At 49.8% G+C, this 14,273-nt stretch carries 12 protein-coding genes; 10 read left to right on the top strand and 2 right to left on the bottom strand.

The window, feature by feature from the left end; genetic code table 11:
* The first annotated feature begins 9 nt into the window (after nucleotides 1–9).
* From ACXAH1_RS18030 to ACXAH1_RS18000, 7 genes are all read left to right on the top strand, one after another.
* A complete protein-coding gene (locus ACXAH1_RS18030) occupies nucleotides 10–1,344 on the top strand; it encodes a magnesium transporter (RefSeq protein ID WP_475198572.1) in 1,335 nt (444 codons plus the stop codon).
* Between the two features lie 252 nt (nucleotides 1,345–1,596).
* On the top strand, nucleotides 1,597–2,355 hold the full coding sequence (deoC, locus tag ACXAH1_RS18025) for a deoxyribose-phosphate aldolase (protein WP_475198618.1): 759 nt from the start codon (nucleotides 1,597–1,599) through the stop codon (nucleotides 2,353–2,355).
* Nucleotides 2,355–3,083, top strand: a complete 729-nt coding sequence (gene deoD, locus ACXAH1_RS18020; protein WP_475198571.1) for a purine-nucleoside phosphorylase — start codon at nucleotides 2,355–2,357, stop codon at nucleotides 3,081–3,083. The genes deoC and deoD overlap by 1 nt, the downstream gene beginning before the upstream one ends.
* An 84-nt stretch (nucleotides 3,084–3,167) precedes the next feature.
* Nucleotides 3,168–3,668 (top strand): MAGE domain-containing protein, encoded by a 501-nt coding sequence (locus ACXAH1_RS18015; RefSeq protein WP_253046124.1) that lies wholly within the window; start codon nucleotides 3,168–3,170, stop codon nucleotides 3,666–3,668.
* A 301-nt stretch (nucleotides 3,669–3,969) separates the two neighbouring features.
* Nucleotides 3,970–4,587, top strand: a complete 618-nt coding sequence (locus ACXAH1_RS18010) for a phage tail protein (RefSeq protein ID WP_475198570.1) — start codon at nucleotides 3,970–3,972, stop codon at nucleotides 4,585–4,587.
* Nucleotides 4,588–4,930: 343 nt separating this feature from the next.
* On the top strand, nucleotides 4,931–7,537 hold the full coding sequence (locus tag ACXAH1_RS18005) for a fibrinogen-like YCDxxxxGGGW domain-containing protein (RefSeq protein ID WP_475198569.1): 2,607 nt from the start codon (nucleotides 4,931–4,933) through the stop codon (nucleotides 7,535–7,537).
* A 559-nt stretch (nucleotides 7,538–8,096) separates the two neighbouring features.
* Nucleotides 8,097–8,330 (top strand): helix-turn-helix domain-containing protein, encoded by a 234-nt coding sequence (locus ACXAH1_RS18000; protein WP_054014624.1) that lies wholly within the window; start codon nucleotides 8,097–8,099, stop codon nucleotides 8,328–8,330.
* A 57-nt stretch (nucleotides 8,331–8,387) separates the two neighbouring features.
* On the opposite strand, the gene ACXAH1_RS17995 is transcribed toward ACXAH1_RS18000, so the two are convergent.
* Both ACXAH1_RS17995 and ACXAH1_RS17990 read right to left on the bottom strand, forming a co-directional pair.
* Entirely contained in the window at nucleotides 8,388–8,921 is a 534-nt protein-coding gene (locus tag ACXAH1_RS17995; RefSeq protein ID WP_475198568.1) for a hypothetical protein, read from the bottom strand.
* 134 nt (nucleotides 8,922–9,055) lie between these two features.
* Nucleotides 9,056–9,754, bottom strand: coding sequence for a tRNA1(Val) (adenine(37)-N6)-methyltransferase (locus ACXAH1_RS17990; RefSeq protein ID WP_475198567.1), 699 nt, complete (start codon nucleotides 9,752–9,754; stop codon nucleotides 9,056–9,058).
* 67 nt (nucleotides 9,755–9,821) lie between these two features.
* Between ACXAH1_RS17990 and srmB the strand changes: the two genes are divergently transcribed.
* From srmB to ACXAH1_RS17975, 3 genes are all read left to right on the top strand, one after another.
* Entirely contained in the window at nucleotides 9,822–11,054 is a 1,233-nt protein-coding gene (gene srmB, locus ACXAH1_RS17985; protein WP_054014621.1) for an ATP-dependent RNA helicase SrmB, read from the top strand.
* Nucleotides 11,055–11,223: 169 nt separating this feature from the next.
* Nucleotides 11,224–12,270 carry a glutathione synthase gene (gene gshB / locus ACXAH1_RS17980; RefSeq protein ID WP_475198565.1) on the top strand — a complete coding sequence of 349 codons (1,047 nt, stop codon included), beginning with the start codon at nucleotides 11,224–11,226 and terminating at the stop codon, nucleotides 12,268–12,270.
* Nucleotides 12,260–14,239 carry a flavohemoglobin expression-modulating QEGLA motif protein gene (locus ACXAH1_RS17975; RefSeq protein ID WP_475198560.1) on the top strand — a complete coding sequence of 660 codons (1,980 nt, stop codon included), beginning with the start codon at nucleotides 12,260–12,262 and terminating at the stop codon, nucleotides 14,237–14,239. Before gshB ends, ACXAH1_RS17975 begins: the two co-directional genes overlap by 11 nt.
* Nucleotides 14,240–14,273 lie beyond the last annotated feature (34 nt).

Below are 14,273 nucleotides of genomic sequence, written 5' to 3'. Positions count from 1 at the left end.
AAAGTGTTTATGCATGCCAGCAATGAACAATTCGACGCCGCCATTGAGAAACTGGGTACCGCCTTTTTAAATGCCTACCCTCGCAAAGGCGCTCAATTGATAAGTCAGCTGACCCCCGAGGAAGCTGCTCGACTGTTGCATGAGCAGCCCTTGTATATTGTCGTTAAACTCTGGAAATATATCCCGCCGGGCAGCGCCAATTCACTGTTTAAGGTCATGGCGCTGCCACTGAGTATAAACCTGCTGCGCCAGCTCGATGCCAATGTTGCAGTCAGCCTGCTTGCAACGCTCGATGATAACAAGCGCTCAGTACTGCTCGACGAACTCAAAACACAGCACCCAGACTTAGCCAGCGAACTCAAGGAACTGCTGATCTACCCCCCAAACACCGCAGCCAGAATGATGGATCGCTCTATTCAGGCGTTTTATACCGATACCAGCGTATATGAGACCCTGAGCCAGCTGAAAAAGCTCAAAAGCAAGATTGCCGATGTGCTTTATGTACTCGGCCCGGATCAAGTGCTGATTGGTGAGCTGACGCTCAACCAGTTACTTGCCAGCTCAGGAAATCAAACACTTGGAACGCTGGCGGCCCCAATAAAAGGCAAGCTGGATGTGATGGATCATAAGGACACAGTCGTGGAAATGTTTGAAGGTCTGCGGGCCCGGGCCTTACCAGTATTAGATGCACAAAAACAGCTGGTTGGTCAGATCCGCTTTTTTGATGTGTATCAGTCTACCAAAGAAGAACTCGCCAGCGATATGCAAACCATGGTGGGTGCCAGTAAAGATGAAAAGGCCCTCTCCAGCAGCTGGTTTGCTGTTAAAAAGCGCCTCCCCTGGTTACAAATAAACTTACTCACCGCCTTTGCTGCCGCAGCGGTGGTTGGCGCGTTTGAAGGGCTCATCGCTCAGGTGACTGCGTTGGCGATTTTGCTGCCAGTTGCCGCCGGACAATCGGGCAATGCCGGTGCCCAGGCGCTGGCTGTCACTATGCGCGGATTAACGCTTAGAGAAATCTCCACAAGACACTGGTATCAGGTGATGCTCAAAGAAATGCTGACCGGATTACTCAATGGCCTGGCCATTGCACTGACCTGCGCCATTGGGGTTTATATCTGGAGTCAGTCTGTTGGGTTAGCTCTGGTGATTGCGCTGGCCTTGATCTGCTCTTTAGTGATCGCAGGCAGTGCCGGTGCCATTGTGCCCATAGCGTTGAAGAAGTTTGGCCTCGACCCTGCACAGTCATCTTCCATTGTACTGACAACCATCACCGATATTGCGGGTTTTATGTCATTTTTGGGGATCGCCCTGTTACTCTCGGATATGTTACCTGTCGGCTAACAACCTTGCGCCATATCAAGTAACCGTATCTTAGCACTGGAAAAAGGCAGCTAACTGTCAGACAATCCCCTGGTGATTAAACGGAATTAGCTTGAACACAACGTACAAGTCTTCACGGAACCAAGTCCACTCGAGTCCCCAATTGTCGAGTGAGCTATGCCCACCTGCGCGCCCTCCTCGAACATTTGGGAAAGTGGTTCTTTGCTGCCCGACCACATTATATCGGCAGCACAATAGGAGTCTCCTATGTCAATAACAACACCCAAAGAAGCAGCTCAGCTGGCGCTCAATTGTATGGATTTGACCAGCCTGACCGGCACAGAAAGCGACGAGGATATTATTCGACTCTGTCAGCAGGCCAGTTCAGAGGTCGGTTCCGTGGCTGCCATCTGTGTTTATCCGCAGTTTATTCCGCTGGCCAGACAGCATCTGGATCCGAGTATCAAGATTGCCACTGTCAGTAACTTTCCTTACGGAGACAAGGACATAACCACAGCCGTTGAACAAACCCGTTCAGCTATTGCACTCGGCGCCGATGAAGTCGATGTGGTTTTTCCCTATAAATCACTCATGGCAGGTGATCCTGACGTTGGGTACCAGCTGGTTCAGCAGTGCAAACAGGCATGTCCTGAGCAAGTAGCGCTTAAAGTGATCATTGAGTCCGGTGAGCTGGTTACACCTGCGCTTATTGCCCGGGCATCGCAAATAGCAATAGACGCTGGTGCCGACTTTATCAAAACCAGTACAGGTAAGGTGGCTGTGAATGCCACGCTCGAAGCAGCCGAAGTTATGCTCACTGCAATTAAACACAGTGGTAAAGAGGTCGGGTTTAAAGCGGCCGGTGGTGTGCGCACCGTTGCCGATGCCAACGACTATCTGACACAAGCCAGACTTATTATGGGACCTGACTGGATTAACAAGCAGCGCTTTCGATTTGGTGCATCTGCCCTGCTCAGCGATGTGTTTGCCGCTTTGAGTGGCTCGAATGTTACTCCAAAAGGAGAATACTAATGGCCCATCACAACCACCACACCACCGTGCATATCAATGCAGCTGCTGATGCGTTTGCAGACACCGTGCTGCTTCCCGGTGACCCATTGCGGGCAAAATTTATTGCCGAGCACTTTCTGACAGACGTCAAAATCGTCAATACAGTGCGCAACATGCTAGGTTACACCGGCTACTACCAAGATCACAGAATATCTGTGATGGGCACGGGCATGGGGATCCCCAGCTGTTCTATCTATGCCAAAGAGCTTATCACTGAATACGGCGTCCAAAACCTGATCCGAGTTGGCAGTTGTGGCGCGGTCTCCGAGCAGGTGCAGCTCCGGGATATTATAGTCGCCATGGGAGCCTGCACTGACTCCAAGGTAAATCGCCTGCGCTTTAAAGATCATGACTTTGCAGCCATCGCCGATTTCAACCTGCTCAATGCCTGTGTGAAATCAGCCAGCGAGCTTGCACTAAAAGTACAAGTTGGCAATGTTTTTTCATCTGACCTGTTTTATACTCCTCAGCCAGACATGTTTGACCTGATGGATACCATGGGGATCCTGGGTGTAGAAATGGAAGCCGCCGGGCTATATGGTGTAGCAGCACAATATGGTGCCAGGGCACTGACGATACTCACCGTCGCAGACCATATCACTCAAGATACCCATCTGAGCAGCGATGCCAGACAATCTTCTTTTGAGGAGATGATCCAGCTGGCACTACTGACAGCCCAGTCAGTGTAACCAACACTGAGCTTGTGCGTGGCACACCGCACAAGCTAAAACAGGTCAGATAATTTCCATTATCACAACAAGTTACTCAGGACTATGACCAAAACCCGACAGCTTATTTATGCGGTTGTACTCAACCGGGGATTTTTACTGTTTCCTCTTGTATTGATCAGCCTGCTGGTTGGTAGCATCACCGCAGAAGACATTCGGTATTTGCTGGGCCATATGGACCAGCATGGCTATCAAAAAGTCATTGATAATGAATCAACCATCACCATTTTACTGATCGGGTTTGGCGCTATCATGGATGGTCGGAAAATCTTCTCCAAACGTATGCTGGAAAGTAAAAACGATCCCTCTCTCGAACAGCATAGTGCACTCAATGCCACTTCTGAATACTATGGCTTTATGCTCATTGTGATTGGAATAGCAATTGAGATTGTCGATCAGCTCACACGTTATCTACGCACCTTCAATATCGATATTATGGCGTTTGAAGCGATATTCAGCCTGTTTTTTAATGTGGTGGCGCTTATCGTTATGCTCAAAGCAGCCTACAGAATCGCCGCCATTGATATAGAAAAACACCAGCTTTAGGCGAGTACATCGACACCCCATACGCTTAAAACACCTCATGCTAAGGCAGGTCCATTTCCTACTGATACCACTCACAGAGCAGGTTATGACGGGCAATGAGCCTGCACTACTTGTACGACTAAAATAATTCGCAAAAAGCAGATACGCACCTGCCACACAGCTCGTTCAGGCATAGGTTTACGTTAGGGTTAGGTCCAATACTTTGGTTGTAATACAACGTAATATACTTATGACTTAAACTAGAGTATGGTTTTATATGACTATAAAGTTTTTAACAACAATAAGTTAAGGAGTGAGTGTTATGGCTGTCGACGCATTTATCGGCGAATTAATGCCCTTTTCAGGGGTATTCGCAGTTCGCAACCACGCAGAGTGCAGAGGACAATTACTTTCAATTGCGCAATTTCAGGCGATGTTCTCTATATTAGGCACCTACTATGGCGGTGATGGCCGAACATCATTTGGCTTACCAGACCTGCGCGGACGAAGTCCCATCAGTTATGGCAGCGGACCCGGTTTAAGTAACTATATACCGGGGATGATGTCTGGAAGTGAAACAATCCAACTGACTCACAGCCAACTGCCTGCGCACACCCATTTGGCATCAGCTCAGGTGGCTGTAGAAAGTACAGCAACGGCTGCAATGTCTGTTGCAGCCAATGGTGCCAATGCAACGGTACCCACATCAGACAGTTATATCGGTTCTCCTGGCAGTGCCAGCTTCTTTAGCCCTACTCCCTTTGCGCAACCGCAACTGGAAGAGATTAAAGGGCCTAGTGTAGCGGTAAGCTCTACTGCACAAGCAGCCGTTCAAGTAGAAAGTGCCGGTTCCAGTACTGCAGTAGATATCCGCAGCCCGGTGCAAGCTATCAGCTGGCAAGTGTGTCTTTTTGGTACCTACCCGTCACGCGCCGATTAACCCTGCCATGTCAGGAGGCCAGGCCTCCTGACTTATGATTTAGTAAGCATGTTAGCTTGGACATCAAAGCACACATAGATCTGAAGCGCCCGTTCATTCAAAACCTTAGTATACACGCAAACATATTAACTCCTTCCGGCACGCTACAAATCAGTAGCGCATTATCAAAACACCAATAGGTAAAGCTATACCAAGCCTCGCTCAGTTCAAATGTTCTATCGCCTTTATAAGGCTTAATAACTAATAGAAAGAGACGGTTTATTTGAAATAACCGAGACAATCGGATTATTTTATGTACAATGCGCATCGACTGTAAATAAGCTCTACAACTAAGGGACGAAATATGAAAAAACAGGTTTTACCTGCCGTTCTGGCAACACTATGCTGGAGCGCCAGCGGCTCCGAATTAGTTCAAGATGGTCAGTTTGAGCAACAATTATTGGCACCAGCGCAATTAAGCCATCATTCTGACGTATGGACATTCTCAGACAGTAAGGCCGGACTCATTAACCTTACCGCAGCCCAGTATGCAGACCACCAAAGTCTGAATAACGTTGCCTTTATCGGCCAGGGGGCATCTCTCAGCCAGTCTCTGAAATCGCCTTTTAGCCTGCAAAACAATTATGTCATTCAGGCTAAAATGGGATTACGTGCCGGTATCAACCCTGCCAGTTTTAGAATTGGCTTTCGCGTTGCAGAGCATTTTATTGATGTGACGCCAGACCTCACTCTGGTAAACGGGGCGTTTGTTCAACTTTCCGTCACCTTTAGTCCAACAGAAGCGCATCGCGCAATATCTGATCTAAACGAAACAATCGCGTTAGAGATACACAATACCAGTATTGACGACAACATCATTGACGTAGATGCTATTTCAGTTGTCAGCCAAATCAAGCCGCTCGATGACGATGCAGATGGCATGAGTAATGACTGGGAAATCCAGTATGGACTGAACCCATCCAGTGCCAATGATGCCAGCCAGGATCTGGATCTGGATACGGTCAGCAATCTGGCAGAGTTTCTCGCAAAGACCGACCCGACGGACAGTACCAGTTACCCACCGCTGTTTGAGCCACTTGCGCATAGCAATCTGGTTATACCCGGTGCCCTGAAATTAACACCCAAAGCGACAGCACCGATTCCCTGTACTCCAGAGCATACGGGCTCTATATACTACAGCAGCGTACAAAAGCAGATTTTCAGCTGTGATGGTGCACTGTGGAATGAATTAAAGGGAGAGCAAGGCTTGCAAGGTGAACCAGGGCTACAGGGGCCACAAGGTCCGCAGGGCTTGCAAGGTGTACAAGGACCACAAGGTGAACCTGGTGTACAAGGGCCAAAAGGCGACCAGGGTATCCAGGGCCCGAGAGGAGATCAAGGCCTGCCTGGCACTACACACTGGCGCGATGCTGCATCATCAGTCTCTACCAGTGTCTCTGTGGGTGTAGGCACCCAGTCACCCAGTGCAGCGCTGGAAGTCATTGGTAATGCCATCGCCAACGATCCTATCGCGCCAAACCATCTGGTCACCAAACGGTATGTCGATAATGCCAGCCAGTCTCTGGAAGCCAAGTACGCCCGTTTACTCGACATGGTCAATGTCCTCAATCAGGAAGTGTACCCCAGTGATGGGATCAGCTGTGAAAGCATAGCTCTAAGTAACCCGACTGCTACGTCCAACTTATATCTGATTGATGTGGACGGCCCGGGTGGCGCACCTGCAATCCAATACTTCTGTCACTTTGAAGACTTGACACTCTCCCGCCCGGTTGTCACCGATGGTGATACCACTGGCGCCAATAATAACATTGCGCTAGTCTACACAAATTCACTCTCACCGGGTAATTACACAGCCAGTGGCACGGTTAACCAGTTCAGTCCGGCTGGCGCATTTGATGGCCATCTTTACTACACAGATCCAAATCCAAAAATTAACCCTCAGGCAGGAGAGTTGCTGACACACGGGATTTGGCTTGGCCCAACCAACAGCAACGAGTGGTTGCAGGTCTCCTTTGCCAGAAAAGCCGTGATCACAGGTTTTAGCACTCAGGTGTCGATGAAGCATGCGGAGTTTTCGCCCCGGACGCCAAAAGAAGTCGTTTTTCAGGTCTCAGACGATGGCGTGACCTTTACCGATCATGAAACCATTATGATGGAAAAAGGGACCAGCCACGTTAAACTCTCGAAGGCTGCTTTAGGAAGCAGCTTCCGACTGCTGGTACTGAGCACCCATGGATCTGGTGACTATACTCAAATCGATGAAATGGAATATTACGGCTTCTTTGTTGATGAGTTTGCCAATAACAGTCCACAGGCACAAGGCAAAACTTGTCATGACATTCAACAAACCAATCCGACCAGTCAGTCAGGCTATTACACCATAGACCCGGACGGGGATGGCAGTGTTGCCCCATTTGTGGCGTATTGCGATATGGAGACCCTGGGCGGCGGCTGGACGCTGTTTGCCAACCATGCCGATGGCGTTGAAAGAAAGTTGATCCGTGAGCCAGTCAGAGTCGATCAGTATGGCGTGCTGGAATCCTCAAGGTGGCAGGCATTGCGCGCTGCGATGACAGAAGGACTGATGTTTGTTGATGAGCACAATAAAGTATCTATGATCTCGGCTTTCAATGTCACCAACCCAACTGGCGCAGGGTGCCAGGGGCTGCTGGACGACACCGCTGCTGACCTGACAGCAACATTTGACAACACCCCTCATCTTGAAGGCCTGAATATATTCAGATCTGAGCCCACGGGGGTGCCCTGTAGTTATGTCGATAGCGGCACATTCACCATGGCGCAGCTTGCCGATAATACCGGATATTATCAATGGGATATTGCCGGTGCGGCTATTTTTAATGGCAATCCGGAGCGACAATTTACCATCTGGCCATATACAACGCTGTACTCTCACCCAGAACAGGATGTGCTGAAGTACTACATTAAATAACGCGACAGGTGCTGTGTAATACACGTATTAGACAGCACCTTGTTTTACTCACAAATCAGCCAACAGCCTGCATCACATTTATCCGATTTTGCCCTTCTCTGGTCTTCATAAGAATGAAACAATACAGTGATTCAGAATACGCACTCTCTGGCATCTGCAATTTGACAACCCGGGTTTCTGTTCCGCAAAGCCGTGTCTTAGGTACTGTAAAAGTTAGCCAAATAACGGATCAATTTGTGCCGGGTTAGTTCGCGGTTTCTCGTACAGATGATTGCAGCATTTTGCCCATACCTATGCTTGACAGGCCTGTTGTACCATACTGACTATGCAGAGTCTTCTATGACCGCTTATTTCACCGGCACACTATCTCCCTGATGAATCAATTCATAACATGCAAACTCGGTGTATATTATTATTTATTTCATCGCAATCTGAGTTACAAATTACCCATTGCAGGAAATAGCAATAGGCGCCCGGCAATCCGTCTTTTAAGTGATGCGATGAGTGCATCATGCGGTACCGGCTTAACCTTCAAAAAATAAACAAAGGAATAAACAGCATGGATTTCTTTTCCCGTTATATTACCGGTGATGACCTTAGGAAGTTAAGAAAGAACAAAGGGGTAACAACTCAGGCTATGGCAACTCAACTGGGGGTTTGCCGTAAGACTTATGAAAACTGGGAGCGAGATGTGGGCCAGCCAAAGCTCAATCAATTTTTTGCCATGGTGACTTTTTGCTCTGTTGATGTCTCTGACTTTTTGACCAAGATACGCCAGCATGGTCAAGCTTAATTAAAGTCCCTCAGAGCATAGTTAACCCTGTGCTCTGAGGGAAGTTCTTAGCCGAATCTAAGCTTGCGCAAGCGGCTGCGGCAGTTCTGTTACCCAGCGCATTTCTCTCATCCAACTCGTCATCGCAGGAAACCCCTTTTCAGGGCAGGTCATATCCCATGCTGTAAGCAGCGGATCGCCAAACACACCACCGTTTTGGAATGTCTCTTTCAGCGCCTGATTCATGCCCTGATAACTATTTTCAGGGAACACCAGATCGATTGGCAAGCCTAGATGCCAAATTGCGGCAACAGACCAGGCGGTTGCCGCCATTTCTTCGCCTTCCATCGCTTGTTTTTCGCGCCCGTTTTTAAGCCCGTTTTTGTAGACATCTTTGTGAAGCTGTGGTCTGAATATCGGCTCACACACCGCTATGTGGCCTGCTTCATGTAATATATCTCCCGGACAAACTAACTTATTGACATCTATATGAAGTACGCCATGTACAATTTGTAGTCCCGGCAGAAACATTTCCCCCTCAACAGGGCAAAGCGCATGGGGCAAATTAATGTCACTCAGAAAGTCACAGATGATTTGGGTATCTTGGTCCATTATCGGCTCCTTGCACTGGGCATGCATTGACCCAGTTTAGTCTTATTTGGCTATTTGCGAGTGTAGCGCTTTTAAAACATCTTAGGTATTACATAAGATTACCGCATGAGTGCCCATTACGCCGCCCTTCTGAGTCACATTTTTAGATAGAAATCACGACACAGATCAATAAACGACTCACTGTATGCACCATCGGGCGCTCTCACACACAAGCTTTCTTGAGTAAGCTCAGTTTCCACCCTAGTCCATTCCAGCATCAGCCTGCTGACGGGCTTATCCGATGTCATGGACACATCACAGCGACGCGCAAGATGCAAACCGTGCTGCTGTGCCAGCGCAATAAACGCGAGTCCTTCCTGAGCTGGCAAAATCACCGCCAGCCGACCTTTTGAGTGACTGTGACGCATAAATGCTTCTATCAGATGCACAAAACTCAGGCTGTCGGTATGGCGCGCAGTGTTACGAGCGTCATCTGGTCCTTTTAAACTGTGATTAAAGTACGGCGGATTGCTGATCACCAAATCATAAGGCTGGTCCGAGACGAATGTCTGAATAGGTGTCTGGTGTATTGCTATTCCCTGCCAGGGGCTGGCATGGATATTATCAACAGCATCCAGACAGGCCTGCGCATCAATTTCAACCGCATCAATAGCAAGCGATGGGGCGCGCTGTTTGCACATCAAACTCAGTAACCCCATGCCCGCGCCAATGTCGAGCACGCGCTGCGCGCCCGTCACACAAACCCAGGCGCCGAATAACACCCCATCGGTCGACACCTTCATTGCGCTGCGTGATTGTGCCACCGTAAATTGCTTAAATGCAAAGCCTGCCATTTTGCTCCTTTGAGAAACCCGGATTGCCAAGTATAATTCCGCTATTGTCCTTTATTTGTGATGCACTATGCAATTTACTGAATTCGATCTCGACGGCACGCTACTGACTGCCATAAAAAAAATGGGCTTTGAGCAAGCCACCAGCATTCAACAGCTGGCCATTCCTGAGGCTCTGATGGGCCGCGATATCCTTGCTTCCGCACCAACGGGCACAGGTAAAACAGCCGCGTTCCTGATCCCGGCAATTCAGTATTTGATGGATTTTCCGCGTCGCGATCCGGGGTTTGCCCGAGTGCTGATCATGACGCCAACCCGCGAGTTGGCCTACCAAGTGTTTGAGCAATGCGAAGCACTGGCAGCAGGCACACACCTGAAAATCGGGGTGGTGACCGGGGGAATTAACTACGGCAGTCACAAAGAGATCTTCGAAAAGAACAACGATATTCTAATCGCCACACCGGGGCGTTTGATGGAATACCTCGAAACCGAGAACTTCCACGCCGATAACGTTGAGCTGTTGATCCTCGATGAAGCCGACCGCATGCTCGACCTGGGCTTTAAAAAAGAAATGCTCAAGATCTGCAACGAAGCCAAAAATCGCCGTCAGTGTTTCCTGTTTTCAGCGACTCTGGAAGGCGACAGTGTTGAGCTGTTTGCCGAGCGTATCTTAAAAGATCCAGCGCTGCTTGAAGCCGAATCGTCGCGTAAAGAAAAAGGCAAAATTCATCAGTGGATCCATCTGGCTGATGATTACGAGCATAAACTGGCAATGCTGGCCAACCTGCTGCAAAGTGAAGACGTCACTAAAGCCATTGTATTTGTAAAGACCCGCGAGCGTCTTGAAAAACTGGTTGGCGAGCTATACACCCAGGACATCAAAACCACCTGGCTGCGTGGTGAAATGCCGCAGGACAAGCGTATGGCCGCCATGGCCAGCTTCCACAGTGGTCGCACCCGCATTCTGATCGCAACCGATGTGGCGGCGCGTGGTATCGACGTCGCGGACATCAGCCATGTCATTAACTTTGATATGCCGCGTACCGCCGACATTTATGTGCACCGTATTGGCCGTACCGGTCGTGCCGGTAAAAAAGGCACCGCCATTTCACTGGTTGAGGCCCATGATGCTGAGATCCTCGGTAAGGTTGAGCGCTATACAGAGCAAAAACTAAAACGCCGCGTGATTGAAGGTCTGGAGCCAAAACACAAAGAAGCCAAGCTGCCGAAAAAGAAAAAAGATCCGGCAAAAATCAAAGCCAAGAAAAAGGCCGCCAAAGTCAAAGCAAAAAAGAAAAAGTAGCCTGACCTGAGCCATATCAGGACGCCGCCCGGCGTCCTGCATTTTTCCTTCCTCTCCTTATTACTCCCTTTATTTTTTATCCTGACGATAAAAATAACTCGCGAGCTAAGCACGGCTTTTGTCGTTATAGTCGCCCAAAATAAGCCTGATTAAGTGATCTATTCCGACAGTGAAAATTTGTTTTATTATGTACCCGTGGGAGCGGGTTGACGCCGAGAACGACAGTACCCTGCGCCTGATCCACGAAGCGGTATCGCGCAATCACATTGTGGCCATTACCACAGTCAACGCCCTGACCATCCGCGACAGCGTTGCCAGCGCGTTTTGCGATGTGTTCGTCAAACAGGACAAAGTCTCTGACAACTTCGTCAGCTTTTACAACAAGGCCCAGTTTAAGCGCACTCAGTTACCGCTGGCCGGTTTTGATGTGATTTTTATGCGCGCCAATCCGCCGCTCGATACCCTGGCCATGAACTTTCTTGATTCTGTGCGCGACGATACTTTTATCGTAAACGATATCGACGGGCTGCGTATTGCTAACAATAAGCTGTACACCGCGTCCTTTCAGGGCACCGCCAGTGAGTTTATTCCAGCCACCCATGTGTCAAAAAACAAAGAATACCTGGAGCGGATCTTCGCCGAGTCCAGCTGCGAAAAAATGATCCTCAAGCCGCTCGATGGCTACGGTGGTCGCGGTGTCATTGTGCTGGAGAAAAGCGCCAAGCAAAGTTTCAGCTCCCTGCTGGAGTTTTATATTGGTGGCGATGAGTCTGGCAAAGGCAGTAATTATGTGATCTTACAGGAATATGTCCCCGGCGCTGCAGAAGGCGATGTGCGGATCCTGATGCTCAATGGCGAGCCCATCGGGGCGATGAAACGCATTCCGGCCAGTAATGAAGTGCGTGCCAATGTGCATGCCGGTGGCAAAGTGGTTAAGCACAAACTGACCGCGCAGGAGCAGGCACTGTGCAAGCACATAGGCCCTAAACTGGTACGCGATGGCCTGTACTTTGTGGGAATTGATGTGATTGGCGGCAAGCTGATTGAGGTGAATGTACTTAGTCCGGGCGGGATCTCTCGCATCAACCGCCTGAATCGCACCCGCTTGCAGGTACAGGTGATCGACTTTGTTGAAAGTGTGGTGCATGCCAAAGAGCTGGTAAACCATCGTAAAAATGCATTTCGTCAGGTAATTGAAGATGCCCATGCAGTCTGAACAAGCGCTGGTCGCGGCCCTTGCCGCCCAGCAACCCTTTGAAGGGGAAGTGGCCGGCGGTGCCGTGTATTTGCACATCCGCGAATATGTGCCTTATGTGGCGACAGCCGTCCATGCCGGGAGCCGCTTGCGGACCTCCTTGCACAGCAATATGGCGCTGAGCGAACAGGCCCGTTTTGAAGAGGAAGATCCCCACACCGGCGAGCTGATTGATGCTATGCCGATTGTGTTGATAGCCCGTGATTCCCGTTACGAGTACGACCTCAACCGTGCCCCGCAACAGGCCATTTATACCAAGGCCTGGGGCAAAGAAGTCTGGCAACAGCAGCCAGATGGCCCCGAGCGTGATCTCAGTCTGTCTAAACATGCGGCCTACTATCAGGTGCTCAAGCTGGTACTGGATACACTGGAGAAAAAATTCGGTGCCTGTCTGGTGTTCGACATCCACAGCTACAACTGGCAGGTTCGCCAGTATGACTTTGCGCCCGACTTTAACCTCGGCACTGCCCAGCTCGATGCACTGCGCTGGCGTCCGGTGTTTAATACCCTCAGGCAGCAGCTGTGCCGCAAGAAGTTTCAGGGCGCGCCGCTGAGCTTTGCCGAGAACAGCGTGTTTCAGGGTGACGGCTACCAGGCCACGTTTGTAACCAAAACATACAAAAACACCCTGATCCTGCCGCTGGAAGTGCGTAAGTTCTTTATGGATGAGCTGACCGGAGAGCTCTACCCGCTGGTGTTCGAAAAGCTCAAGCGCAATCTGCATATTGCCCTGACCCAGACCGCGCGGTTTTTTATTAAACGCTATTGCTCCAAAGCCATGGCGCAGTTTAACCATGTTCAGCAACATATAGATCCGGCCATCAAGGCTGTCGATCTGGCGCTGTATAAACTGGCCCGTAACCTGGACACTCTGCATTATGTGAACCCAACTAACATTGCTCAGGAAAAGCGCCGTTTCTTTAACAAAAGCCATTACCGGCCCCAGTTTAAGTATCGCCCACTGCGCATGGATCCCTATGAATTTAAAGAGCAACTCTATCGCTTGCCCGTGGCGGACATCGGCGATCCGCTGATCAAAGACATTTATCGCAAGCTGATTGATAACTTTGCCACGAAAATTGACGTTATCACTCAGGTCGGCAAAGAGCAGTTCTTGTATAACTCGCTGCGTTACTATGGTGAACCGAGCGTCGATGACATCGCCAACGCGCGCTTTATCATTCATGCCACTGAGCCACAGCCCGCGGCCCCAAAAACCATCAATGCCGAGCAGGCGCTGGGCCGCTTTGAGCAGGCCATTGCACAAATGCAGCTGCCCTGTAAGGTGAGCTTGTCGACTAAGCTGGTGGCAAAAGCCATGGTGGATAATGGCAAGAAAACCCTGCTGGTTAACAGCACGGCGATGTTCTCAGAGCTGGATGTGCGGGCACTGATAGAGCATGAAATTGGTGTGCACCTGCTCACCACGCTCAATGCCGAGCAACAGCCGCTGCATCTGCTGCGTCTGGGCCTGCCGGGTAATACCTATACCCAGGAAGGGCTGGCGATTTTCCGTGAGTTCCAGTCGGGGAATATCAACCTCATGCGCCTGAAAACCCTGGCACTGCGGGTGCTGGCCGTGGATAAAATGGTCAAAGGTGAGCAGTTTTATCAGGTGTATGAGTTTTTGCGTGATACCAGTTATCTGGGCAGCGCCGAAGCGTTTGGCCTGACGACCCGGGTGTTTCGCGGTGGCGGGTTTACCAAAGACCATCTCTATCTGAAAGGCTTCAGAGACGTGGTGAAGCTGTCGCAGCAACGTTCGCTGGATAATCTTTATCTAGGCAAAACCGGGCTGGCACAGCTGGATGCCATTGACATGCTGGTTGAACGTCAGTTACTGGATAAACCGGCCTACCTGCCGGATTATAGCCGTGACCCAGATCACCCGGATGCTATTCTCAGCTATCTGATCAGCTGTATAAAATAAGCCGACGGCTTTTATCTTGTCAGACTCGGGGTTA

The sequence above is a fragment of the Pseudoalteromonas sp. AWH4_217 genome (assembly GCF_056161105.1).
This window is presented reverse-complemented; position numbering and strand designations above follow the sequence as displayed.